The 25,441-nt window shown below is 39.7% G+C and carries 18 protein-coding genes and 1 pseudogene; 1 reads left to right on the top strand and 18 read right to left on the bottom strand.

Annotation, left to right across the window (positions count from 1 at the left end):
• The 18 genes and pseudogenes from GJU41_RS23400 to GJU41_RS23310 form a co-directional block, all read right to left on the bottom strand.
• A partial coding sequence (locus GJU41_RS23400) for a DUF421 domain-containing protein (protein ID WP_154319744.1) occupies window positions 1-609 on the bottom strand: 609 nt, incomplete at its 3' end.
• Window positions 610-1,154: 545 nt separating this feature from the next.
• Window positions 1,155-2,672, bottom strand: coding sequence for a phospholipase D-like domain-containing protein (locus GJU41_RS23395; protein ID WP_154319743.1), 1,518 nt, complete (start codon window positions 2,670-2,672; stop codon window positions 1,155-1,157).
• Window positions 2,673-3,442: 770 nt separating this feature from the next.
• Complete coding sequence (locus GJU41_RS23390) at window positions 3,443-3,601, bottom strand: hypothetical protein (protein WP_154319742.1); 159 nt, start codon at window positions 3,599-3,601, stop codon at window positions 3,443-3,445.
• A 93-nt stretch (window positions 3,602-3,694) separates the two neighbouring features.
• A complete protein-coding gene (locus tag GJU41_RS25540) occupies window positions 3,695-3,952 on the bottom strand; it encodes a GNAT family N-acetyltransferase (protein WP_154319746.1) in 258 nt (85 codons plus the stop codon).
• A 951-nt stretch (window positions 3,953-4,903) separates the two neighbouring features.
• Window positions 4,904-5,632 (bottom strand): C40 family peptidase, encoded by a 729-nt coding sequence (locus tag GJU41_RS24830; RefSeq protein WP_191559212.1) that lies wholly within the window; start codon window positions 5,630-5,632, stop codon window positions 4,904-4,906.
• Between the two features lie 107 nt (window positions 5,633-5,739).
• Entirely contained in the window at window positions 5,740-7,563 is a 1,824-nt protein-coding gene (locus GJU41_RS23370) for a reverse transcriptase/maturase family protein (RefSeq protein ID WP_154319741.1), read from the bottom strand.
• A gap of 587 nt (window positions 7,564-8,150) precedes the next feature.
• A pseudogene (locus GJU41_RS25535) lies at window positions 8,151-8,309 on the bottom strand (peptidoglycan DD-metalloendopeptidase family protein); the annotation flags it as partial.
• 307 nt (window positions 8,310-8,616) lie between these two features.
• Window positions 8,617-9,243 (bottom strand): hypothetical protein, encoded by a 627-nt coding sequence (locus GJU41_RS23360; protein ID WP_154319739.1) that lies wholly within the window; start codon window positions 9,241-9,243, stop codon window positions 8,617-8,619.
• Window positions 9,244-9,259: 16 nt separating this feature from the next.
• Complete coding sequence (locus tag GJU41_RS23355) at window positions 9,260-11,650, bottom strand: CD3337/EF1877 family mobilome membrane protein (RefSeq protein WP_154319738.1); 2,391 nt, start codon at window positions 11,648-11,650, stop codon at window positions 9,260-9,262.
• Window positions 11,647-12,084, bottom strand: a complete 438-nt coding sequence (locus GJU41_RS23350; RefSeq protein WP_154319737.1) for an LptM family lipoprotein — start codon at window positions 12,082-12,084, stop codon at window positions 11,647-11,649. The genes GJU41_RS23355 and GJU41_RS23350 overlap by 4 nt, the downstream gene beginning before the upstream one ends.
• Complete coding sequence (locus tag GJU41_RS23345; RefSeq protein WP_428842547.1) at window positions 12,081-14,663, bottom strand: ATP-binding protein; 2,583 nt, start codon at window positions 14,661-14,663, stop codon at window positions 12,081-12,083. Before GJU41_RS23345 ends, GJU41_RS23350 begins: the two co-directional genes overlap by 4 nt.
• Complete coding sequence (locus GJU41_RS23340) at window positions 14,632-15,060, bottom strand: conjugal transfer protein (RefSeq protein WP_154319735.1); 429 nt, start codon at window positions 15,058-15,060, stop codon at window positions 14,632-14,634. Before GJU41_RS23340 ends, GJU41_RS23345 begins: the two co-directional genes overlap by 32 nt.
• A 26-nt stretch (window positions 15,061-15,086) precedes the next feature.
• Entirely contained in the window at window positions 15,087-15,308 is a 222-nt protein-coding gene (locus GJU41_RS23335; RefSeq protein WP_070874648.1) for a hypothetical protein, read from the bottom strand.
• A gap of 24 nt (window positions 15,309-15,332) precedes the next feature.
• Complete coding sequence (locus tag GJU41_RS23330; RefSeq protein ID WP_154319734.1) at window positions 15,333-16,307, bottom strand: conjugal transfer protein; 975 nt, start codon at window positions 16,305-16,307, stop codon at window positions 15,333-15,335.
• A 105-nt stretch (window positions 16,308-16,412) separates the two neighbouring features.
• Window positions 16,413-16,751, bottom strand: a complete 339-nt coding sequence (locus tag GJU41_RS23325; protein ID WP_154319733.1) for a hypothetical protein — start codon at window positions 16,749-16,751, stop codon at window positions 16,413-16,415.
• 53 nt (window positions 16,752-16,804) lie between these two features.
• Window positions 16,805-17,695, bottom strand: a complete 891-nt coding sequence (locus GJU41_RS23320; protein WP_154319732.1) for a replication-relaxation family protein — start codon at window positions 17,693-17,695, stop codon at window positions 16,805-16,807.
• Between the two features lie 14 nt (window positions 17,696-17,709).
• Window positions 17,710-20,313, bottom strand: a complete 2,604-nt coding sequence (locus GJU41_RS23315) for a type IV secretory system conjugative DNA transfer family protein (protein WP_224771462.1) — start codon at window positions 20,311-20,313, stop codon at window positions 17,710-17,712.
• A 908-nt stretch (window positions 20,314-21,221) separates the two neighbouring features.
• Window positions 21,222-22,781 (bottom strand): primase C-terminal domain-containing protein, encoded by a 1,560-nt coding sequence (locus GJU41_RS23310; RefSeq protein WP_154319731.1) that lies wholly within the window; start codon window positions 22,779-22,781, stop codon window positions 21,222-21,224.
• Between the two features lie 800 nt (window positions 22,782-23,581).
• Between GJU41_RS23310 and GJU41_RS23305 the strand changes: the two genes are divergently transcribed.
• Complete coding sequence (locus GJU41_RS23305) at window positions 23,582-25,429, top strand: hypothetical protein (RefSeq protein ID WP_154319730.1); 1,848 nt, start codon at window positions 23,582-23,584, stop codon at window positions 25,427-25,429.
• Window positions 25,430-25,441: the final 12 nt, after the last annotated feature.

The following is a 25,441-nucleotide window of genomic DNA, read 5'->3' as shown; positions in this document are numbered from 1 at the left end:
GCGTAGGAGAAATCGGCTTTCTTCATGTCGAAATTTGCTTAGCGTATGTTTTCCGCGTTTTGTTGGTAGGACCCCATCTATAATTAACGATGTTGGGAGGTCTACTGGACTTTCTGGAAGATTAAAATCTTGCTTTTCTGGTTTTTGATACTTAGATTTTAATAATATGCTTATTTGTCCATTAGCTTCCAGTATACCGTATTTGACTTCACGAACTGAAAAAACATTATTTTGTCGAAGCAAACTCAATACCTGATTTATATCCAATTTGTTCTTTTTAAGTAACTTTCTGTTGAGGACACCATTCCGAATGATGATATTAGGATTGCCTAAAAAGAGAGAACGTGCCGATTTGTTTTTTAGAGTTATAAACTCTATCCCCAACATGAGAAGAGTCCACAATCCGATGGCATATAAAAAATGAAAAATCCTTACCTTATCTTCATAAATGGTATTTCCTAAAAAATCTCCAAGTACTAATATAAAAACTAAGTGAAACGGGGTTAACTGAGAGATAGATGTTCTGCCTGTTATGATAATAATAAAAAATAAAGCGACAAAACCTACGATAACTTTGATCGTCAGGAAACTAATGTTAATTTCTTCCAATGTGCTATTCCTCCCGTTAAATTATCCTTTTTTTGAGTTCTCTAATTTAAATCCGGCTAACTTATGAAAGGATATACATACTCCTTACATTATTTGAGTTGATTAGAAGGTGGTAAATATCAAATTATTTTAGTAGTACGGAGGTAGTTTTAAGATGAAGTTATCAGCAACACTATAAGGAAAGAATTGTTAAACAAAGAAACTGAGTTATCCCTAATTTTCAAGAAAAATAAAAATGGTTGGACTGTAGATTTAATATTGGTCATTTCACTTTACTTAGTTGTAAACCTTAAGATTTAGATGATGCAGCTTATCTTCTAACAAACGTATTACTTTAAGATTTTCAAATATATTATCTATTAGTATCACCACTATATTTAAATTAAAAGTATTATTACAATCCTAGCTCCGTTATAGTATCACCTTTTTTGTATTTTGTTTTCATCTTAAATAAAAAAATCCGTGCTAAAAGTTCTCCTAACACGGTTTTACTCCTTTTTTAATAAAATGAAAATTTTTTAAATCTAGATTTAAGATATATTAATTTATAATAATGGAGAAAGCAGGCGAGCACCTTGCTCAATAATACGCTCTGTCAGTGATCGTTGCAGCAAGTCTTCGATTCTTAAGGGTACAGAATCAGTAAGGTCGCGCTCGAATTGCTGTGTGAGTTCCCTTGCCACATCAGCACTGTACAAGACTTCACACACCTCGTAATTCAGACGAAAACTTCTCATATCATAGTTTGCTGCGCCTACTTCTGCAATTTCATCATCTATGATCATTAGCTTCGCATGCAACATCCCTTTGTCGTACTGGTAGATCTGGACTCCAGCTTCTATAAGTTCCCCGAAATAGGTACGGCTTGCAAAGCCTACGATTTTTTGATCAATGTGGCGAGGAACCAGTAATCTTACGCGCACACCACGAGCCACAGCTGTCTTTAATGCCATGATAATATCTGTTTCTGGTACAAAATAGGGTGTTGTTATATCAATCGTCTTGATTGCCTGTGTTATGCATATAAAGTAAGCTTGCCGAATGACTGGAGTAGGAACTCCGGGATTTCCTTCAAACGTATGGATGTATGCTTTTTGCAATTCCCCTGTCTTTGGGGAATTGTCTGTCATTATACCATCTATAGCATACAACTCAGATCCCAATTCGGCTGACCATTTGGAAAGATCTACGCTGCCGGTTGGATTGATTTCCTTTGATTTATATTTTGAGATTTTAGTGGGCTTTTTCGTTACCTTAGATTTTGTTTTTGACTTTATCCGTTCATCCAAAGCGATATTCCAATGAATGTCGAAGATAGTCTGCAAATCGATTGCTGCTTCCCCTATAATTTGCAAATGAGTGTCCCGCCAAAATCCTACGTCAGGCTTTAATCCTGTATATTCATACCCCACGTTCATACCGCCAGTAAAAGATTCCTTTCCGTCGATCGTAACAATCTTACAATGATCCCGGTAATTCCAATTGGACATAATCCAGGGAAAGCGTAAAGGAAATATTGTCCGGCATTCTATTCCTGCATCTATCATCTGAAGGATTATGTGACGCGGGAATTTTTTGCTCCCCCAACCATCTCTTATAAAACGAACCCTTACTCCGTTTGCTGCTTTTTCGATCAGCAGTTCTGTGATACGATTACCAATTTGGTCATTCCGATAGATGTAATATTCCAGGTCAATGGTTTTTTTGGCTTTTTGTAGGGATTTGATGAGTTGTTCATACTTTGCTATTCCATTGTTAAGTACTTGGACTTGGCCGACTCGAAGACCATGCACGGTGAAATTCCGTAAAGCATCAGCGATTACCGAGGCTGAACGACTAAATGTATCAGGTAATTTGTCAGACTCATTATGAGAAGAGGTCAATCTTTTTCGATGAATACGCCTGGGATTTGATGTACTAAGATATAGCCAGAAACCAATTATTGGCAAAATAAGGACGATTGTTATCCAATTTAAAGCTTTGGCAGGGCGACGAACTTCCCAAATTGCTATGAATAACATAAAGAACGTATTTAAAAGGTATAGATAAAAGATCCACTCCAACTGAAATCCCTCACTTGTTTTTCTCTTAACATGTACAAACTTTATAGCGAGTATACGTTTGGAATACGAAGGGATTGTTTAGATGAACCTCTGTATTTCTCTCATGAGACACCCCAAAATAAATTTGCTATTAGCCTGTTTTTTGTTACTGGAATTTGAACGATAGGAATGGGTAGAAAAACAAAAAGACGTTTCGTTTACTAGTAATAAAAAAACATAAAGTAAAAGTTGGAGATATGTAAGCTGAATTTCTGGACTATTAGCTCGTAAAAACAGTGGAGTTTATAAAAGACTGCCAAGGGATGATTTAATCGGAGGACATTGCTTTTTAGTTAGGATTAAACATAGATGTTTACTAACTTCTCCTCCAAAAACCTTAACCTCCAGTAAAATAAATTCACTATCTATTTTACTAAAGTAGTAGGTTGATTGAGCAAAGGTGTAAAATCTTATCAAGCAAAAACTGTCAACTTTATTCTAGCGTTTACACCACGGAAGCCATTTACTCTTCTAGTTTCAATCACTTCAAATTTCCATGGGGCGACACTAGGTGAAAATCCTTTAAAATCTTCGGATAAAAATAACCATGTAAATATTTTTCCAACATAAGGAGTAAGCATGTTTCCTTAGTATTCTAATTCTTACTGCTCTCCTCAACAATCTGGCCGATTGTTGATCAAAACTCTTGAAACCACTCTTCAACAATCCTGACCTTTACCTTAATAAGAAGAGCTGACACTTTGTTAAACAATCGCCCCCATAAATATATATTAAGGTAATTCATCCTGCTTCTTTACAACAACTTCGTTAGGATCAATTTCCTTTTGCTTTTTTTTGTTTATAAACCAATGAAGCAAAACATAAACTATGTACATCCCTACTACAGTCATGATAATAACTAATAAAAGCGGAGCTGATATTATATCCATTAATACCACACCATTCTTTAATTTGTAGAAATTATCATGTGTTATTTCATGATTTTTATACAAATTAAAGTTAAACTTTAGAATTCCTTTAGCTTAATAAGTTTGTAGAAAATCATCTTTTAATAAACCATAGTATTCGACATCCTCAAATTTCCCCCACTTTAAATCGTGTTTAGGAAAAGTCCCTTCGTGTTTAACCACGTTATTATTAAGAACTTTACTTGATGCGATGTTTTTCTTCATTACAGTTGCCCATATCCTGTTAAGTTCAATGTCTTTAAAACCAAATTCTAATACCTTGCCAATTGCTTCAGCCGCATATCCCCTTCCCCAGAAAGGGACCCAAACCAGTAAGAAAGCTCGGCTCTTTTGTGGTTTTTTTCTATTCGTAAGGTAACTGTTCCAATCAATTTACTATCGTTTTTTTCTTCTACTGCGAAGACAAAGCTGTCTTGTCTGTCTGCACATGCTCTTTGTGGTTTTTAATCCAGTTAATCACTTCCGGTAGGATATGGATGTGGAATAGTGAGTGTAGTCTCTGCAACTCATTTATCTCCTGCTAACTCCTCGACAAAAGGTGCATCTTCTTGCTCAAATGCCCTTAATAATAGGTTTTTCGTTTCAAGTTTAGGCACCATATTTAAACCCCTTAAATTCTTATTAAATAACAATAAAATACTAGGAGTTATTTCATTAAACTCTCTATAAAGAATAAGCGATTACCTTGTGCAGCAATCGGTCCCGTTAGGTGAGCAATGTATTTACTAATACTGCTCCCCAGTACAAAAAACTCATACTATAAAAAACAAATGAAAAGATTGTAATTGCTTTTGGTAATTTGCCGTAACATTATATCAATAGAAATCCCATAATTATGTGTATGAAAACAAATTGTGTAACACTTATCGGGTCACCCCTTGCTGGATTTTTACAATTTTCCCAACATAAATGTAATAGCTTATTCCATTAAACTCCCTCTATAAAGAAAGGAATAACATACATTTCGAGATGAACCACCTAATTGCCTTTTTTCACTCCATAATATGGTCCGATTGTTGAAGATCATCTATTTAGACTTATTGGATAAAACCATCCTTTCATATTAAAAAAGCCTAAGAAAAGCTGAAGAGTACTTCAGCTTTTCTTAGGCTATGGTGTTGTAAAGAAGAGCACAATGAAAAATGCTATAACAAGCACACTAATTATAATAAAGTTTGAATCTCCAAATTTTTTCATCAGCTGATTCTACTCCTTATTCAATGCCTATATCCAATCGAATTGAGATATCTACTATTAATTTGTTTATATCCTTTTTACACGGCCATTGAATACACTCTTCCAATAACCTTGTTTCATATCAGCTATTGCAACACCTGTACTGGATTGAGCTCCTATAAACTTCCCGTTTCCAACATAAATCCCCACATGGCCATCTCTCTTATACGTATTAAAGAATACGAGATCCCCAGGCTTCAACTTATCTGCAGATACCGGTTCCCCTAGATGCTTCAAGGTTTCCGTGCTGGTAGATGTTAATGGACCTAAATCAACTCCGACTTCTTTAAACGCCCAATGAATAAAACTGGAACAGTCGAAACGTCCTCTAGATATGTCACTTTGATTCCTTCCTCCGCCAAACACATAAACAGAGTTTCCAATCCATCTGTTGCCTACGTCAACCACTGCAATGCCTGTATTTCCACCACCGCCACCGCCTACCGTTACATACCCTTTCACATACTGATCTGCAAAACCGAGGACTTCTTCTACGTACCAATCTGCCCTATTATAAGCGAATACTGCTCGTCTTAAATCACCTTCAGCTGCCCCATTTGCAGCAAGATAGTTAGCTGCAGAAAATATGGCATCTTCTATATCCCATGGATCTGCTTTTCCATCACCATTTGCATCTACGCCATATCCTCCATACTTTTTAATCATAATAGGATTAGTTAAGATTTCACTCGGAATATTGGCATTACCCAACCGATTTCCGCCGGGGTAAGACCATCCAATCCAAGTTAAAGGCATGAAGTAGAGTAAGCACCCGGCGCCTTCTTCATGTTTCCATGATAGGTTTCCAAGTACTCCTCCCCGAACCGTACGTACACCTCTCGACGTATACGGCTCTCCATTTATCAATCTAGCTTTCCGTTGTGTAAGTCAAGGTGGCACTTTGCGCACAAAGCCATGGTTTTGCGATTTCTTTCAATCATTCGCTTCTCCCACCTTTTCCTACCTTTCAGATCTTTTAGCTTTCTTACATGGTGAATTTCTAAAGGTATGTTACTCATACCGCACCATTCACATTTGTCCGCTAAAAGTCGTTTGACCAAACTCGTTCTGTTATAGATAATGTTTCTTTCCGCAGGTACTTTGTCAATTTCTTTTGTCTTGTAAACAAGATTCTTTTTTCTGAATCCGTCTTTGTAGAAGTAGGAAACTTTTTTTCCACTGATTGTATCGTATCGCACTCCAAAATGACCATTTAATCTGAATTTGTTGATGATCTTTTTAACGCTGGATTTATATTTATTGGCGAATGTTTTATACATGCTGTACTCCATAATGTGTTTAAAGCTATCCAATTTGTAAACATTGTTCGCCAGTTGGTAATAGTTATACAAACCTCTAATTTCTGCGTTGTAAATCGACAAAATTTCTAAATCATCATTTTGGATAAGGTATGTTCGATGGGCCGATTTCCATTTTTTTGTTCTCGAGTCAATTTTCAACGCTCCGTACTCAATCAGCTTATTTCTCCATATTTCATGAGGCATAAGCAGTTCACAGCTCATTGTACGAGTACGCTGTTTGTGACCACTGGCTGTATGTTTTGCCGTCTTATTATCATGACTGATTTTCACGTCGTATCCGAGAAAACGCGCTCGGTCTTTTGAATGTGTAATCAACGTTTTTTCTTGAGATAGTTCAATCTTCAACTCGTTCTCTAGAAAATTGGTCAAGTCACTTTTAATGATCTGGCAATCCTCTTTACTGCCAATGACCCCTATGAGAAAGTCGTCTGCGTATCTTGTGTATTGCAGCCGTTTGTAGCCGTCATCCATCGGATCTTTATAGGGAAGTTCCATCATATGATTTTTAAGTGTTTTGACGTGAAGTCTTGCCTTTTCTTTTTCTTCCTCGTCCAATTCAGTCCATTTTTCCCCGTACTTCCTTTTAGCACGAGAGAGGCGCATTTCACGGGTTCTGTATTCACGTAATCTTTTTCTGGCTTTTCCTTTATCGAACCCCGATTTGTACTTTTCGATAAAACGGTCAAGCTCGCTTAAGTAGATATTTGACAGTATGGGACTGATGATTCCGCCCTGTGGTGTTCCACTGTATGTTTTATGGTATCTCCATTCCTCCATATAGCCTGCCTTGAGAAATTTCCAGATGAGGTTTATAAAGGCTTCATCCTCAATCTTCCTTTTTAGGATGGCGATGAGTGTATGGTGGTCAATATTATCGAAAAACCCTTTAATATCTCCCTCGATAAACCACTTTGCCCCTGTAAAGCGTTCTTTTAGTTGAGTTAGGGCTGTATGACAGCTTCTTTCGGGACGAAAACCATGTGAACGATCAGAAAAATTTGGCTCATAGATACTTTCCAGTATCATTCTAACGACTTCCTGTAACAGCTTATCCTCAAAAGATGGAACGCCTAATGGACGTTTCCCACCGTTTTTCTTGGGAATGTACACCCTTCTTGACGGCTTAGGCTGGTAGCTATAGTCCTTCAGACATTCTATTAGATTATCAATGCGTTTTAGACTCATTCCATCAATGGTAGCTTCATCGACACCTTTGGTCATATTACCTTCTTTGCTGTACACCTTAGAGTAAGCAATAAGATAAAATTCAGTGTTGTACAAGTTTCTGTAAAGCCTGCGGATTTTGTAATCATTACGAGTAGTCTGTTTCGCTAGATTGTCTAACACTATGTTTGGACTTCTCATAGAGCCTCACGCTCCTTTCCAATGTTGTGTAAGACGAGATAAACTGCTCTCCTTCGCCATGTAACAGGCTTTCCCTGTCTCGGACTACTACGAGAGCTCCGTTACCATATTGGATATTCAGTACCTTTGTACATAGCCCTAAAGGGCGTTCCAACTTAGGTAATCACCATTTAGTACGCATAAGAACAAGCTCGCTGTAATATCGGATGTGACGGTCGTCCTTTTCTTCTTATTGAAGACGGTCAGCCTTAGACCACTTCTCAACTGACACGCAATTAATCAGTTAAGTAATCGGAAACAAACCTGCAATTATTTCGTTTCCTTTGGCTGTATAGCGTTTATAAATACCTTCCGCTATAGGTGGACCATTAACCCCCTTGGACTATCATTCAAGCAGTTTAGCTTTCATCCTTATTTACAACTTTTCGTCTTGCCACTCAGTCGTATCGTGGTATTTCGATAACTTATGGCTTTCCCAGCATGCTACACTCCCCGATATTTGGTTTCCCTCACGGATAAGCTGGGTGACGACAGGTCATTGTGGTCTAACCTGTTCCTTGCTAAAGGAAATTTCTTATGCGACCTTATGGTCGCACCTGCATATGTCCAGCTGCCCCAACTGGTGAAACCATTACTTCTAACGTTGAAAATCTCGTTTCTACCCTGTGATGGGCAGCAAGCAAATGCCACGGTACCGCATACTTTTCTTCTGCAGCTTGATAGATTGGCAGATATTGAGCCGGTATTTCATTTGCTCCAAGCTCTGAGATTTCTCCCCCATGATATCCCATGCCTGGCTGCATTTTTTCTTCTCCACCAGTCGAAGACAGGATAACAAAAGCGATAATGATAAGCCCTCCAATGAGAACAATGGCGGCAGTTGCAAGACCCAAGACAACAGGAAGTCCAACGGTAGAACCAGTAGCTGCGGCTGCCTTTGCAGTTGCTGCTTTCAAAGCTTTCTTCCCAGCCTTTTTCGCTACGGCTTTTCCGGCTGTACCTGTCGCATTCTTTAAAGCAGAACTTCCATCAGTCTCGTGAGTATTGGAATCATTAATTTGGGACATTCACTCTCACATCCTCTACTTGCCATTCGCCTTGAACGTCTCGGATGCCCACTAAGTACCAATCTTCGGTTGAAGAAACCTTTCCATCAACTGACTTTGCTTCTCCTTTGACGATGACATTCCAGCGAACAATCTTGCTGCTCTTGTTAACAACTGGCGTCACTTCTGTTTCTTTCACTGTTAAATATGAGCGTTCAAGCACTTCCCGTCTGCCGTTCTGGTTCATTTTTTCATATAGAGCTTCTGTCATATAAGGTTTTGCCTTAACAAGGTAATCCATCGGTTTATCTGCATCATAGGTATGAAACTTTGTAACAAACTGAACAGCGATCTTTTTAGTAGCCTCAAGCTCTTCTGCAGAAAAGTGCTCCGTTTGATCATACTCATTTGACACCTCTTTACGGTGCATCACTGCATCAGTGCTGTCCTTTGAATTAGTATTATCGGAGGGGGGCTGGGTCGTTTCAACAGTCTTTGAAACCCCAGTGGGATTTCCTAATGTACTCCTAAAGAAAGTTGAAGCTGCAAAACCGACAATCAGAAAAACAGCAAGAAGAAAAAGGAACAGCTTGATCCGATCGCTTTTACTGTTTTGTAAATCCCATCCAAACATTAGTCTCTCCTCCTGTTTATTCCTCCTGTCCCTTATCTCGATTACGGTTACGTGCATTGATTTGCTGCTGAGCTTCCCACTGTGTAATATGTTTCCCCTGTTTTATGACGTTTTCTATATTTTCTAAATTATTAACAAGCTGTTCATTCCTGTGAGTGGCTTCTTGAGAAAGCGTCTCCCTGGTTGTAATGTTTTCCTGTGACCTTCGATGCGTTTCAGTTTCAACGTTATTGCGGTCAATCACATCATTAACAGTTCGATCGTTATTTTCATTATTAATTAAATTACGAGTCGTTGTCTCATTGATATTACGTTCATGGCCATCATGATTAAAAGACTGACGATTAACTTTATCATTGATAGTGCGTTCATTATTTGTTTGAACTAATCTTTCACGACTCATCGTATCTTCAGAAACTTCTTTGTCCGCCTGCCGATCCAGCACTCTGCGTTCTGCTAAATGATTACTTTGTTTGTCATTGACCTTATCTTCGTGACTGTTTTGATTAATTAAGTTCACATTACGCTCACTTTGCGTTCGATCTGACATCTCTGCATCCTGCGTTTCCGGCCTTTCTAATGAGGCAGCAATTTCATTTCGTGCAGCAATTAGTGATTGGCGATCTGCTAATGGAGCATTCGCAAGACTTCCACTCTCTAAACGTCGGCGTCGTAAATCTTCAATTGAAGTAATATTTCCTTTTTGAATTTCAGGTTGAGAGCCATGGATACGATCCATATGCTGTTCACGGTCTGAACTTGCATTTTCAACTCCTGTAGGACTTTTCAGCTTTCGGTAATCTTCCATGCCACTTTGAATTTCAGGATTGCTTCGTTCGGCCATCACGACTCCGTTCACTCCTGCAGCTACAGCATCCTTTTTGTTAAGGAGACCTTCTTTTGATGATTTCATCTGCTGTTGTCTTTCTGCTAACTGCTCTTTGGTAAGTGCGCCGATCTTACCCTGCCCTAAAGGCTTCCGTTCAGTTAGGGGCTGATTGCGGATCCGTCCTTTACTCGTGCTTGCATCCATACTGCTCTTGGCATTTCGGGCTATACTCCTTGCTTGGCTGAATTTCTGACGGTAGCTTTGCAAAGTAGCTCCCGTACTGCTTTCAACATTATTTACAGCTGTCGATACGATATTAAATAGTTCTTTTCGTTTAGCCCAAACCCCAACAAAACAGATTATTTGAAGGAGCATCATTCCAAGATACCCTAAATCCGAACTTTCTGTCGCACGGTAAAGAATGGCTGAAATACCGAACAAAATAGTAAGCAACAAAGCAATGGAGATTTTCATCAGCTGAGCATGAAGCACTTTCATGCCCCAATCAAAAGCTGCATGCTTCCAGCGTGGCACCAACGCCATCAGCAACGGAACCGGTGCAAAAAGAACCAATGCAAGAAAAACCATCTGATAAAGGATAATCGTGCCTGAAACCATGAGAAGGAAAATGCCAATGATGGTATTTGCTACAAAAAGCAAAGGGACAAACCCTGCACGCTGAGATATTCCGTCAATGGACATCATGATATTATCATTTTGAGTTACTTCTACTTCAGCCTTGGTATTTCTATCTTCTGAATTCGTAAAAGGATCTACCGCAAGCAAATCGTTTACTCTTCTTTCTTCAACCTCCGTCGTTCCATATTGCATGAGCATATATGGTTTCTTAACCATTAAATCAAACATTTGATTGCGGATAGTCGCAATTCCTTCTTCTTTAGAATATGAGGCACCAGGGTTTACAACACTCGCTGAAACAGCTAAAACATCACTTTGAAGGTCACTGGACCAATTATTAATTCCTTTTAATATAGTTGGTGCATTCGAGAAAAAACCAAGCGCAAAAACAAAAATAATCATTGAAGAAATCAAACCGCCCCAGGCACGGCTGCTTTCACGTTTTACCATTCCAACATATGTTGCCCAGGCACCTACAATCGCGATAACAAACGTGACAAGTAACGGCCATAGCCCATCCCCCGCGAAACCGTCTGGGCCAAACCCTGCGATATTTTGAATAGCTGTGCCAATCTCTTCGGTTATATTTGAAACAAAATCAAGCTCAAATGCTTCTTGTACAATCTTCATCGTAAAATTAGCCAATAGAATATTGACATTCCAGATGGAATTGATGATTTCCATTAATGCGATGTAAATTTGTTTTCCTGCCCCGTCTGCCCAATTCCACGGCATCCAGTCACCATCGGTATCTACCCAAGTGTCTAATTTATAGTGGTGTTGTGGATGTTCTTTATATTTTAAATCTACTTCTCCTACAGATCCTATATCAGAATCTTGTGGGACTAAGTTATCTTGAAGGCTCTCTGCTGAAACTGATACTTGAAATGTCAAAAGGATAGTAACAGATAACAAGATAAACCTTATGATTTTTTTCATTTATCATTCATCTCTCTGAGTACTTCTGGTTTTAAATCTTCAACTAATTTATCAAAATCCTTTAAATCGCCAAAAGCTGTTCTTTTCCATCCATCATCTGTTTTAATTACTTCCATTTGTTCAGTTTTTAATGTGTCTTTCTTAATCGGATTTTCATAACTAATCTCATAAAAATAATTATCGTTATTCCCTTTCCATTCGACTAACTTATATTTCTTAACGGTTTTGTTATTATCTGCACTGTCTTCTGGATCTAAAGCTGACTCTTTTTTATCAAGAAGTGAAAGCAATTTGGATTGATCTCGCTGTGTATCTGCATTCGCCCATTCAACTGGTATTTCTTCAGGTCCTTTTCCGTTAACCTCATTGCTGCCACATGCCGCAGCAACCACCAACAGGAACGAAAGACTCATAATTAAGAACAATTTTTTCATACAAACACGCCTTCCTTCTTGTGTTTTTCTTCTTTCTGAAGGTGTCCATCAATCGGAAGATCCCCATCAGGAATGATCTCTCCCTCTTCCAGTTCTTCTGCCGGGGGCCGTGTATCAAAAGCGTCAAAAAGATCTTTAAATAAGGCATTTATTGATACAACACCAACACGTCCTGTAATATCCTGGAACAGGCACTGACCGTTCTGAAGCTCTCTTAAAGTAGACGCGTTGTACTCCGTATTTTTCAGGTTTAGTAAAGAAAGCACATTTTCAATCTCGTTTGGATCCGTGCTGCGGAAAGCAAATTTCATTCCGATATTGTTTTTCATTTTTTCATCAAGAAGATCATTCGCATTCTGGGTAACAAAATAGATGCCGGCATTCATTGAACGTCCTGCACGAACTAGACGCGAGGCTAAATGGCTTCCCTGACTTGTGTTAAGGACCGCCCATGCCTCATCCAAGAGTACCGTTTTGAAAATCCTGCGGTCACTGTGAATGAACTTTAGCGCAAATGATGAAATCGGAAGCATCATCGCAACCGAAAGCATTTCTGACAGATTGTATTTCTCTTGCGGCGTATCCGGCGCCGGAAGCTCAAGGTTTTGGATCTGCAAAACATTTAAAGCTGTGCGAAGGTTGATGGCCGAATCATTCTCCCCATCACCGAAAAGCAGCTGCGCAAAGGACAATTCTTTAAATGAACGTATGTGTTCACCTAACTGTTTTGCGATTTTATCCTTGCTGCCTAAAAGATTGGTAACAACTTTCCCAAGACACGGCTTCTCGGATTCAGCAACGGACCGGACAGCCCGGGTGAGCTTTGGAAAACGCTCTGAATCATCAAGCCGTACCCCCGTTAAAAACGTCAGGATATCCAGCGCCAACGTTTCAGCTTCTTTTATGTCATCATGAATGGAAAATGGATCTAACCTTCCTTTATCCTCATGCCTTGTAGAGAGGGAGATGATATTGACCTCATCACCCAGCTCATATAAATCCCGTTTCCAGTTTCCGCGCTCACCCTTAGGATCTATGACAAGCGCTTTACCGCCGGATAAAACCGACAGGTAGGTGATGAGGTTTGAACTGAAGGATTTACCTCCACCAAGTGACCCGAGGAACGCTGCGGAAAGTGCATTGGTCTTTGTTCCCCGAATCCCCTGTGCAGCCCGGTTTGGCATAATGTAAACGGGCTGATCAAGGATCCCTGTACTTCCAATAAAGAACCCTTCCCCGTCACCTAGCTGCTTAGTTGCTCCAAACATGCTTCCGGCAACGGTTGCAGGTTCCATAAAATGAACATAATCCTTGATGTAGCGCTTCGCACCGGGCAGAAATTCATTGAAAGCAAGCCACTGGTCCCCGTATGGCTGTTCGACCTGAAACATCATATCCTGATACATGTCTTTGACCGTATCGCAGCGTCGTTTTAATTCATCTTCATTCGTGGCAGACACAGCTAAAATGATGGACGTTTTAATTAAAGGCATACGTGATTTTTGTAGATGGGCTTCAAGTTCATGGGCTTCTGCTCTGCCGTCAAGCACATTGAGCCCGGTATCATTCCCGGTCTCCCTCGCATGACGGTCTTGATCTTTCAAGTCTTTCTGCGCGTTGCGAACAGAAGATAACGCTTTTCGGTTATCCATCATTTCTGTTCGAACACTGATTTCTACAGGAAAATCAAGGTTTTGAATAACATACATCCATTCCTCACCGGGAAACTCCAGTTCATATGGGACATTGGCGATGGCAAGGAAAGCAACATGCCCTTCCACTTCTTCCCCTTCATGTATTTGCTTAAGTATGATGCTTCTCTTTGGCGAATCATCAACAAATCCTTCTGATAATCGCAATACATCATGATACAGGGGCCGTCGCACTGTAACTTCCCCCTCTTCATACTCTTTATAGTGAACGCTGTAATCAGGGCTCCAATTTTTTATAACAGGTGCTTTCCCGATTGAACGGTACCAGTTTCGGCGCACCAGCCATTGAATGTCTTCTTCATTGACAGGATCAGCTTGGAGCCTTGTAGATACCTTGTTATAAACACGGCGCTCTGCTTTCCGGTACCGGTCAATTTCATCTTCAATGATCTCAGGCACATCAAGGCCGGATGCTTCATTAACTCCACTGATAAATTCCTTCCACGCTTCTTTTATGTCCTGAAATAGAGAGGTTTTTTGCTTCTTTCCCTCGGCTTTTTGAAGTCTCACACCGATAAAGAAACGATATTCAGTTCCTTCTTTACCAAGCATCTTCTCAAGCTGAACGGCAGCATCATCCGTATGCTTCAGAGCCGCATCTTTTAGGGGGCCGGTTAATTTATGTTTAAAGCGATCATGTTTTTCTTCAATCGATTGAAAGTTAGGGACTACGAGGAGGTGTGTATCCAGATTGATTTGCCAAAAAAACTGCTTGATCTTTGTAAAGATAATCTCTTTTTCATCATCTGCTAAAAAATCGTAATTATATCCGGCTAGCTGATAATAGGCCCAGCATGAACCTTCCTGTGAGAATACTAGATTGCCTTCAAAGTATTTAATCGGAAATTCGATGGTCAAGGTCTTCACCCCTCTCATAATAGCTAAGCTTTCGGTACCCGACTTTACCGGCATATTTATAAGGCTTTTTTATATCAGATACTTCCATGTAGCGATTCATTTGATGTGGTGATAAGTGATAGCGCCCGGCACTTATGAAAAACCGGTGCGGAGCTTTCCCGTCGAGCAGCTGTTTTGTGAAAAACCAAGCGAAAAGTCCCGGCAAAAAGATATATTCAACTAAACCAAGTTCAAGTAAACTTAAAGGGGGAAAGTGGTTGAGTACCCACACAAGGAACACTCCACCCCCGAAAAATCCTATCTGCCGATACGTCAGAGGTATCGGCAGTGGGATATCTTGAATTCCGTACAGAACCTTCTCTACTTTCCACACACTGTTATAGGTGCGTAAGATTTTAGGCTTCATGGTATTACCTCACTTTCATCTGTCCTTTAACTTCCGAAAACAGTAGCCCATAGTTTAGTGCCCAGATCTTTTACGCTGTCCGGTGTAAAGACAAACACTCCTACAATCATGGCGAATATCGCAAAGCCTACAAATCTGGAAAACTCGCGTCTGACTAAAAAGTAGATGGCAATAGCTCCGATAATGACAAGGAATAACGCTCCTACCTGCGTTGAAAACCAGTTTTGAATATTCTCTCCAAAGTTCATAGTCTTCCATCCTCCTGCTAATTCTTATTTATTTTTCATCTCTTTAACGAACAAACGATTCTCTTCTTTTACAAGGGTTAACTCATAAGGGTAACTAACTTGAGCTTTTGATTGATCCTCCTCGAAAATCACCGTCGCATGGACTGTATATTCATTTTCAGCATCACCCAGTTTAATAATGGTATCCTTTACTTCCTTAAACGTAGTGATGCCGGTCATCGCTTTGATTTCATCGCTTTTCGTATAATAAGACAGTTCTTCCTGGGTTCCTGAGGTATATACTTTGAAAAATGTTTTAAGTCCTGAAGTAATCTCATCTTGAAGCTCTGAATCTTGGATTTTTCCTTCTTCGCTGATCGTGGCATCTGACGTGATTTCTGGTTTCTTGGCTGGAGGGACAAAATAAGGAACCTTATGCACAACATATGATTTTCCGTCACTTTTGACTGGAACAACAATATACTTTTCATAGGGATCTGATTTTTCTTCTTTAGCCTTAGGGAGAGGTTTTTTATCTTTCTTTGCTTGTTCGACGGCTTTGGCGTCAGGCGGTGTGGATTTCTTTAAGGTGTGTTGTACTCGAAGGGTAATTAATGCTGTATTTTCTGCTTTTTCTTCTACTTTCCAAACTTGTGAATCTGTTAGACTGCTGCTCCAGTCCGAATCTTCAAAAGAAAGACCTGCCTGTTCATCGAGTCCCATGGCTAGGAATGGCTGGAGACGGTCAGCTCGTTTTTTTATTTCCTCATCGGTGTTTTCCCAATTGAAGTACTCAGAGACAAAGTTTTCTGCAAAAGACTGGGCTCCAACGCCAGCTGCAACATTCTCTTCTTTTATTACATCTTCACCTGGCTTATGTTGTATTGCACCCGCACCTGCATTTCCACTACGTTCAATTGCCACTACTGACAGAAACAATACTAATATAAAAGCAGTCCAAAACATTCCTTTGATAAATTTTTTTAATAATACGGTTCTAGGGTATTCACGTTTTTTCATAGTGCCTCCTTTCAAAACTATAACTCTGCTAAACTCTTATATGTGTCAAAGTCTGTGAAGCATCCTCTCAATTAAAAATAGCTGTGTAACATTCTTGAGCCTATGCTATTTCATCATTTCATCCATGGCTTGCCTGCGGCGATCTTTCCTTTTTGCTTCTTCACCAAAAGCCCAGACCGCAAGACAGATGAATCCAACCATTCCGATTGTGGCCCAAACACCGTGCTCATCATAGAATGCTCTGACAAATTGTGCGACATCATCAGCTGCTATAGCGAACGCCGGAAACGCATCATACGCAAATTGATAGAGAAAATACCCAATAGCCGCCATGACGGCCATAATGATCACAACGGCCACAAGTCTTCTAATAAAGCTTAAGAACATCTCTTTAATGGAACTGTCGGTAGGAGTTGAACCGCGTTTCACCTTATATCCCACCATGTATCACCTCCTTTATTATGCTATTTATCTTTATGGTGTCAGAATATTACAAATTATTCAACCTTTTTATATAAACTGTATAATTTACTAGAATCCGATGAATCTTTCGCTTTCCAGATCTGACCGAATGGATCTGCAATGACATCTTCATAAGTTCCAAACAATAAACTGCCGCCTATTTTTTCAATTTCACGGGAATCAGCTTTATGTGAGTTCTCCATGATTTTATTGCGCTCAGTATCGTTATTTGATACGAATAACACACGGACAACCCGAACACCATCTCCAAAAATCCCGTCATTCTCAAATGATCTCTTTCGGACATACTCGTTATAGCGTCTGATCTTATTTAACGTGACATCCACTCTCTGCCTGCTTCTCTCGAGTTCCACAAAAAACAAAAATTTCACTTTCTGCCCGTTTATTTCTCTCTCCAATGTAAACGCACCATCAGGACGAATCACGGTTGTAGAAGACTGTTTTTTCTTTCCTTCCTTATCTATCAAGACCTCACCATAATTACGAAAGGCTCTGCGTTCTGAGAAAAACTCTTTAAATGTAAACTGACTATCTTTTTGCGAGGCATAGGCAGCCTGGATATGAGACATTCTCAAAGAATGAAAAACATAAGTCGGTGTTCTCTGCGTCCACCTTGTATCCCAGTCAGCCTCTCCTAGTATTTCTTTCACTTCCTGAACGCCTTTTGAATCAAGCGTATAAACGAGCCGATCCCGTCCTTGAACGGAAGCTTTGGCAACTGGAAATGACTTAATGTACCCTTCTGCTTCCATCGCTCTCATTTGCTTTGAAATCCAGTATTTACTGTAAGGCTTCCGGTCCTCATGAACATATATATATTTTTCTAAATATTGAACATCAACAAATACTAAATCATGCAGTGATACAAACAATTCTTCCTCTAAATCGGTTATTCTTTTGGCCATATTTTCTCCCCCTGCTACACCCATAAGTCATCGTTGCTGATGACTTTTTTTGTTTCATTCGTTTTTTTCTCTTTCTGCGATTCTTTCTTTTCACTTAAAGACCTATCAGAATCTAAGTGCTCTGAATCAGGATTTATGTTGTCTTCTTCCGGTTGCAAAACTTGTGCCCCGGCATGAGGTACCTCATAATCTTTTGAAAGATGAAGCAAAGGATTTTTTTCAACTGCTTTGCTGTCTGTATCTTTCTTAATCTCAATTGCTGCAGCGACTTCATTTGTCAGATAATCAGGGTAATCGGTATCTTGCATGTCTTCTTCATCAAGGTATGATTCATATATTGCTTTTTCTGCATCTTCCTTTTGATGCTCTATGGAAGCTAAAGCAGCCTTCTTTTCAATTTCCATGGCTTCAATAATTGTTCTCTTCTTAAGCTCTGGAATGGAATCTGCATATAAAGCCGGTCTAGGTGCCTTCATGTTAATTAAGAATGGACGGGTTCGTTCGTTTCCAACCTGCATTCTCATATACGCGCTATAAGGCTCAATTTGCAGGTAATCTGTTTCTTGCAGCACCTCTGATGACATGGAGCGATTCACATATTGAGCGTCATCAGGCTCCCCCAGACGAAAAGAGACAAATGTTCCGAAGTTTCTGAATATAGCAGACGCAACTTCTCTTGGCAATTGATCTTTGATGCCCTGCATGCCTAATATAATCGATGTTTTGTATTTCCTGAGCTCAGATGCAAAAGACTCAATTGCATCTATGCTATGCTCCATTAAAGTCGGAGCCTCATCCACCATCACAAAATGATACGGAAGTTTGTGACGTTCAGATACTGGTGTGTCAGCTCTGCTTTTACCGGCAAGCTCAGCATACGTCAAACACATCGAACCAATAAGCTTCTTCTCGTCACTTGTCAGTTCTGATAAATCTAACAGATTGATCATTCCCTGATCCATGCTTTCACGAAAGCGCAGTCCGTTGGTTTTAGCACGAAGCATTTTCCCAAGCACTCCTGATAAAGTGATTTTCCGCAGCTTATTAAGTGTGGAATTCGTTTTTGCCTGCAGTTCACGATCTTGAAGGCCTTGCAGGTTTGCAAAGTACAGATAAAGGTCATTCTCGATTGCGTCATCACGATTTAGACGTTCCAGGATATTTTCACGATAATCAGGATCACTCAAAAGCTTTTGCAAGTTCGGAAGACTCGCTTCGCCTAGCCTCTGCAGCACAATGCCCCCGTTTAAGAAATTATCGTCAATATTCGGACCCCAAAAATCTTTCCAGGTTCTCTTCAGTACATCCGCAACTGTTTGGGCAATCTTATCTTCAGTCGCCTGAAAATCAACATCATACACGTTAAACGGAATCTCACCTTCTGAAAACTTAATGTATCTGACAAGATGCTGCTTATCTGGCGGAATTCTTGCAGCAATGTCCTGGCACAAATCCCCGTGCGGATCAATGATGGTACCGCCTATAGTAGTGCCCGCACCATCAAGATTGATTAAATCTTCAACCAGATTATACATCGCAGTCGATTTCCCCATGCCCGACATTCCAATAAATGCAGCATGATAACGGAGCGTTGCAAGATCAAACATAACATCAGACTGCTTGCCGTGATAACGGTGTTCTCCGAGCGTTACGGATAAAGAAGGGTCAAACTCCACATTCTTTAACTCTTTCGGCAGTGGCGTAGACCTCATTTTTAGCCGGTTGAGTTTAGTGCTGTGAATTCTTTCACTAGGTAGCCTCATCATAGCTGCCATCTCTTCAGTTCCTAAAATCACTCGCTTCTTCATCGTCTCCATTGGATAGATGCGGTGGTTATACTCCCAGCGAAACAATGGCCGGATCGTACGGAACCACCACCACTCACGCCCTTTAAGCTGATTCAATCGTCCACTCGAAAACGTTCCGATCGAACCTTTTGCACTTTTAATCAGCTCTCTGGAATCACGTTTGTCACGTCCAAATGCAACAACTTTAACCCCTATCCTCGAAAGAACCCTCGTTGACTTACCCTCTATCGCTGATAAGTACAGTTCATTATCCTTCTCGAGCGTCTCATCATACTCACCCTGTTTATGAAACTGACGGACTATTCCCCTGAAGCTCTTTTCAGTGCGATAAGCAGGCTGTACAAGAAATTGCATGTGTATCTCCTGGCCATCTTCTAAATCATCTAAAAACTCTACAAGCTCAGCCTGAGTATCAACGACCTCGTTGTGATACGTTTTTATCGGAATCGTCCAGTGGCTCTCGGTGAATAGCTTAGTACCTGCGTGAGGACGGCTAAAATCAACGGAGTAATCTGCATCCACAATTTCAACATCGGAATGTTCGGCATAAAACTTGGCTTTGAACGCTCTCCCAATATGTTCATCAGGCACCCAGACAAAATACCGGATCTCATCTTTTGTTGCAGCAATCTCCCAGCTGATCCATTCCTGCTTAACCCACCGGCGGTACCACGGACGCGTTAAAAAACTCAGCATCGTCGTCCAGGCTGTCTCATCCTTGAAATACAAAATCTTCGCATCCATCGTTGTCCTTAACTCATAAACCTTACCTTCTCTCGGAATCAAAAACGGCAACAAATGAAACCTCACACTCATTCACCCCTTTAAAACCAACCTCAAAGTTTCTCAATTAAACCAACAATTTCTCACTTGCATCCAACTCATCAAACCTAACCAAAAACAATCTCACTGATCCTAAACCCTATAGACTACTCCATCCAACTCCTTCTGCACTTGAACTTACTCTTTTACTCCCTTGAACTACCTCCCTTGAACTTACTCTCACTCACTCTCTTACACACACTACTACTACTCTCTCTACCTCTCTCTCCTCCTCCTAACTACTACACTTACTTACTCTCTCTCTCTCTACTAACTACTCACCACCACTCACCTTACACTTATACACTATATCTATCTAAGATGGGTAAGTGGATTAGATATCTAAGGTCCTGCTAAATGGTCACGGAATAACTCTTCATCATGCCGTGACCATTTAGCAGGACTGCACTTGAGTTTAGGTGCATCACTAGTTGTATTAGATGTTGCATATACAGATAACAGCTTTTACTACAGTAATTACAAGAGTTATTACTAGTTAATACTACCATCTTGGTAAATAAATGGAAAGAGTCTTTCTTCCTGTTTAGAGAGCAAATGTTCTTATTTTCGTGTAAACGCTATGAAATTTCTCCCAGTTTTTTCACTTATCGAATTTCAGCATTTGAAGTATTGCTTGGCCAGGTAATTTCCTTACTCTAGTGAATCCTTCATGATAAAGCATACATATTCTGCACAGATTTGTTCTCTTCCAAACATAAAACATGAATCATATAAATCCAAAATAATAAATAACCTCTAGTTGTTCTAATAAATTAATTTGTAATTACTATAATCTGAGGCCCACTAGAAATAGCTAAGTATGTAAGTAACACTAAAACAAGGGAATACAGCAGCAGGAGAATATAGATATGTATTGGCAGACTGGCTTATTAATTTCAACTGGTATTCTTTATTGATGAAAGGGATCCAGAATCATTAAATATATCTATCTCTTCTTGGGAAGAAAACGGCATGTCGAACATATTGATAACTAGCTGTATTTCTCTTCTTATTGTGGATACCTTGCTGACTAGTGATTCAGGATTCGATTGATTTAGGTTTAATTGCTTTTTACGCATATGCAGCAATCCTTTAAAAAGCATACTTCTGCTGCTGATTTTTGTAACAGCTCCTCGACCACGGCCAACGGTTCGCTTAATAAGCCTGTCAGAACGGTTAATCACCTCTCTTAAGGAGGAAACTGCCATACCGAAGGTTTCTGCAAGCATAGTTAAAGAACCCTCTAAAAAAGGGGTTTCTGGACTTCTATTCTGTTCTATGTATTTCACAATATCTTCTTCCCATTCATCATAATGGGATCTTTCTCTGTCTTCACGCTCTTTTTTAAATTTATACCAGCCCTCTCTCCCTTGAAAACTGGCACTCCCATCAGTCCATAATTCAAGCAATCCTTCTACATAGGAACGCTTAACACCCTTGTATTTTCCTGAGTAGGCGCTTTTTAACGTTTTCTCAAATTCAGCTTTGCCAAGCGGATAATCTAAATAGCTGTTGAATTGATCGAGTTCATCATATGCTTCTTCGTAAGGACGCTCACTTGCGTAATTGGCAAGTGCAAGAGTCATTAAAGCATTGTTGCGGCTCGCGCTGTTATGTCCTTTTTCAATATAAGTAGCCTGGATTAAGGCTTTGTACCAATCTGATGAGCAAAGGTCCATTGACGAAGGATTGCTGCTGTAGACAACACGAAGAAACTTCTTTTTTTCTTGTTCCTCAAAATTCTTTGACCAAGAAAGAAGGAGGCTTGTATTAGCTGGTTGTTCATAAAAATCTAGAATGTTGTCTTCTCTGGGAATCCTGTAAAAGCCAAAGGGCACACAGTTCATATCTATCGGAACATACTTGCTTAACGCTTTGCGGATGTTGTCTGATAGGCGTTCTGCTATTCTTAATGATTTATAGTCTTCTCGGTTATGTACATAAAAAGGCGTTTCTAAAACAAAAAAACACTGATATCCTCTAGGTGTCTCAAGTAAGAGGTTAGGTCTCGGCAGTTTTAATTCTTCGCAGCCTAAATATAAACCGTAGAGATCAACCTCTTTAGTATCTATATCAAAACCAATCACATTGATTTGCTTTAAATTTTCTCGCTTATGGCCTTTGATGATTCGTTTTTTGAAATCATAATAGCTTCCGCCACGATACGTGTTTGGTGTCCAGTGCGATAAAAGATTGCACTTCTCTCCTAAGGTTTCATATGAAGTCACGATAAAACCTTTGCCTTCCATAAGATCATCTTTTGTTGGAGACACAAATACCGCACCCTTACGGTACGGATTCTTTTTTTCTGTTTTCTGATAAACTGTTAATCTATCTAAAGGGGCACGAGACCCTTTTGTCTTATAGAGCAGAAGGCTGTTATGGGTCATGAATTGCATGATCTCAGCCGGTGAAATCACGCTCTTTGTTACTCTATTAACTTCATGTTCTCCCATTTTAATCACCCTCCTAAATCTCTTAAATTTATTGGAATATTTTGCTGTAATAAGTATATCGAAATCGAAATTTGCCAAAGGGCGCTCTCTAAGCAAAATGCACCAAAATCAAAAACACCCCTGAAGCTAAGAGCCCCAAGGGATTGAAAAAAAGTTTATTTTTTTTTGTTATGCAGGTTTCGCTCAACTTTTGCACCAGTTTTTTTAGAATGCACCACTTTTAAGGATTGAGTCTATTCTCCAGCAGTTCAAAAAATCCTTTTATATCAACGAATAAAAGGAATACAAGCTATTTTCTTAATAAACAGGTTCCGCTCTTATCTTCTCTTCAGTGGTGCATTTATTGGATACAGGTCTCGCTCAAAATAACGATCTCCCGTAGATAACTTGAATCATCTTGGTGCAAAATTGCATTTTTTCTTAATTAAACGTGATACACCAGGGTTTCTTTCTAAACAGGTTCCGCTCACTGCATTCAAATGGTGCAGTTTTTTATACGAAAATACTATACAACTTCCGCTCATAATGTACATTTGGTTTTTGTGCACCACTTTCCCCGTATGTGTAAACCAATTTACTCATTTCAGCGGAACGTGTGTAGTATTTGGTGCATTTCAGCATGTATTTGGTGCATTATATGTCGAATTTGGTCCTAATTCTGAATAATCCGGTGCATTTCACTCTATATTGGTGCATTTTTTGTACACAGCAATCCCGGCTGTTGTTATAATGAAGTGGACTGGTGCATTTTATCCTCACTCGCACTCTGATCTTCATTGAATGAAGAAAGGATGATTTACATGAGGTATACGGATATCTCTGACTCTCTCATATTAAATTATGAACTTTTGAAAATAGCGATATATGAAGAAACGAAGCATCTGTTTGATGACAGGCCTTACATAAAAAATCACTGGAAAAAAGATGCATTCGAAATGACGGATTTTGAGTACAGGCATCAATCACCATGTGAAGAAATGCGCCCAAGCTTTCGGGCATTATTCTATTTATTTACTCAAACCCTGTATTGTGAAAAACATATTACTAAGAAATTGATTAGAGAAGGCGTTGAAAAATACAGCGAAACCATTAGGATTATTCTGGCAGGTCACTTCATCAATGAGTTTCCAAACGATGAAATTAAACGGAGCCTGAATGAGGAAAAGATTACTGAAGCATTAGACCGGGATTATATATACGGCAGCATGGATATAGACTTTCATTTGATGAGAGATATTGTAACGAAGAAAAAAGAATTCAAAGAGAATGAAACCGGACACCTTGCGACTGAAATTATAGATAATCGTGGGAAAGTGAAAGGTCTTGCTGAACTGAGGCCATATGAAACGTCGATCGCTGAAGTAACAACTGAACAGCAAGCAATGTGGCTTGAGATGATTGGTTCAACCATAAATTCTTTAGATGAAATGACAGCAGATCTCTTTGACCTTATTACATACTTATGGATGGTATCCCCTAGGAGCAGTGACGGATACATTGAATTTCACAGCAGTGATGCACTGCGGCTTAGAAACTTAAAAAAGAGGACGTCAAACGGAAGAGTGCTCGATTTCAGGGAAGAAGACCGTTTCAATATCATGAAACGGGTAGCAGCCCTCTCAAGCATATGGATATCTCTTGGAGACCAAAAGGTTAAAGTGCTCAACACGCAAGAGATGCAAGAAAATGAGCTCTATAATTTTAAGGATTTCCAGCGTATGTTTGAAATCGGTAAGATACGAGTGGCGTATGACAAAAAAACGGGAGAAGCAAAAGGAATATATGCGGTTCAAGTGAAGCCGACGTCAATCCTGACCCCATATCTCGTCGGACCAAACAGATCCATCGGCCTCCTTGATCTTAAAGTGTTTCAATACAGCCACTTTACACAGAGAGAGCAAAAGCGATTAACGCGTTATTTGAACCTTCAATGGAAAATACGCACGATGAAAAAGACACTCCAGCAGCCTTTTAAAGTTGCTACCCTACTCAAAGTAATGGACATATCCGCACGTTACAATGGAGTTCAGATAAGGGATAAATTCGAAACAGTGCTTGATGAACTTCAAAAAGATGATGTCATAAAATCCTGGGCGTATTCAGAGGAAATTGCAGAAGAGAAAGTCGGAAAAAAGGGCTGGGTAAAAAATTACTGGAGCAAGCTGAGCATCGTGCTTCTTCCGACTGATATCGTGATTAAGGAAAACCAGAAAAACCTTCTGGAAAATACGGGCAACAGCCTTGAGGATAAAATTATGAGTAGCATCAAGCAACAAATGCACCACAGTGACTATGAGCGTGCAACTCAAATTTCAGATTCATATAAGCCAGAAACAATTGGCAATTTGCAAACAGCTGCATCAATCGAATCAATTCCGGCAAATATGATTCATAAAGAAGAGTACGCGCAACAGAGTTTTCATTTTTCCGAGGCAGATACCGATACGGAAATTACGCTGTCTCCGACCGCTATGCAGGAAATGATCCAGGCACTGAACATCAGTATTCGGCAGTCTGCATCTGAAATTGGCATTTCTCACACGACACTTTCAAGGTATATCCGCAGGGAAAACAAGAGACAAAACAAAAATAATGATTTAAAGATGCTCAATTGGCTAAAAGAAAAAGAATCACTAATAAACATCTAACCAATTTGAAAG

The organism is Metabacillus idriensis (genome assembly GCF_009674765.1).
In the GTDB taxonomy this organism is placed as follows: Bacteria; Bacillota; Bacilli; order Bacillales; family Bacillaceae; genus Bacillus_P; species Bacillus_P idriensis.
Note: the sequence above shows the minus strand (reverse complement) of the source record. Positions and strands in the feature narration are given on the sequence as shown.

Excerpts from the sequence above, each read along its gene's own strand:
- GJU41_RS23370 (WP_154319741.1), bottom strand. The coding sequence starts at position 7,563 with ATGAGAAGTCCAAACATAGTGTTAGACAATCTAGCGAAACAGACTACT.
- GJU41_RS23335 (WP_070874648.1), bottom strand. The coding sequence starts at position 15,308 with ATGAACTTTGGAGAGAATATTCAAAACTGGTTTTCAACGCAGGTAGGA.
- GJU41_RS23340 (WP_154319735.1), bottom strand. The coding sequence starts at position 15,060 with ATGAAGCCTAAAATCTTACGCACCTATAACAGTGTGTGGAAAGTAGAG.
- GJU41_RS23350 (WP_154319737.1), bottom strand. The coding sequence starts at position 12,084 with ATGAAAAAATTGTTCTTAATTATGAGTCTTTCGTTCCTGTTGGTGGTT.
- GJU41_RS23355 (WP_154319738.1), bottom strand. The coding sequence starts at position 11,650 with ATGAAAAAAATCATAAGGTTTATCTTGTTATCTGTTACTATCCTTTTG.
- GJU41_RS24830 (WP_191559212.1), bottom strand. The coding sequence starts at position 5,632 with ATGCCTTTAACTTGGATTGGATGGTCTTACCCCGGCGGAAATCGGTTG.
- GJU41_RS23360 (WP_154319739.1), bottom strand. The coding sequence starts at position 9,243 with ATGTTTGGATGGGATTTACAAAACAGTAAAAGCGATCGGATCAAGCTG.
- GJU41_RS23325 (WP_154319733.1), bottom strand. The coding sequence starts at position 16,751 with ATGGTGGGATATAAGGTGAAACGCGGTTCAACTCCTACCGACAGTTCC.
- GJU41_RS23310 (WP_154319731.1), bottom strand. The coding sequence starts at position 22,781 with ATGGGAGAACATGAAGTTAATAGAGTAACAAAGAGCGTGATTTCACCG.
- GJU41_RS23305 (WP_154319730.1), top strand. The coding sequence starts at position 23,582 with ATGAGGTATACGGATATCTCTGACTCTCTCATATTAAATTATGAACTT.
- GJU41_RS23390 (WP_154319742.1), bottom strand. The coding sequence starts at position 3,601 with ATGGATATAATATCAGCTCCGCTTTTATTAGTTATTATCATGACTGTA.
- GJU41_RS23330 (WP_154319734.1), bottom strand. The coding sequence starts at position 16,307 with ATGAAAAAACGTGAATACCCTAGAACCGTATTATTAAAAAAATTTATC.
- GJU41_RS23320 (WP_154319732.1), bottom strand. The coding sequence starts at position 17,695 with ATGGCCAAAAGAATAACCGATTTAGAGGAAGAATTGTTTGTATCACTG.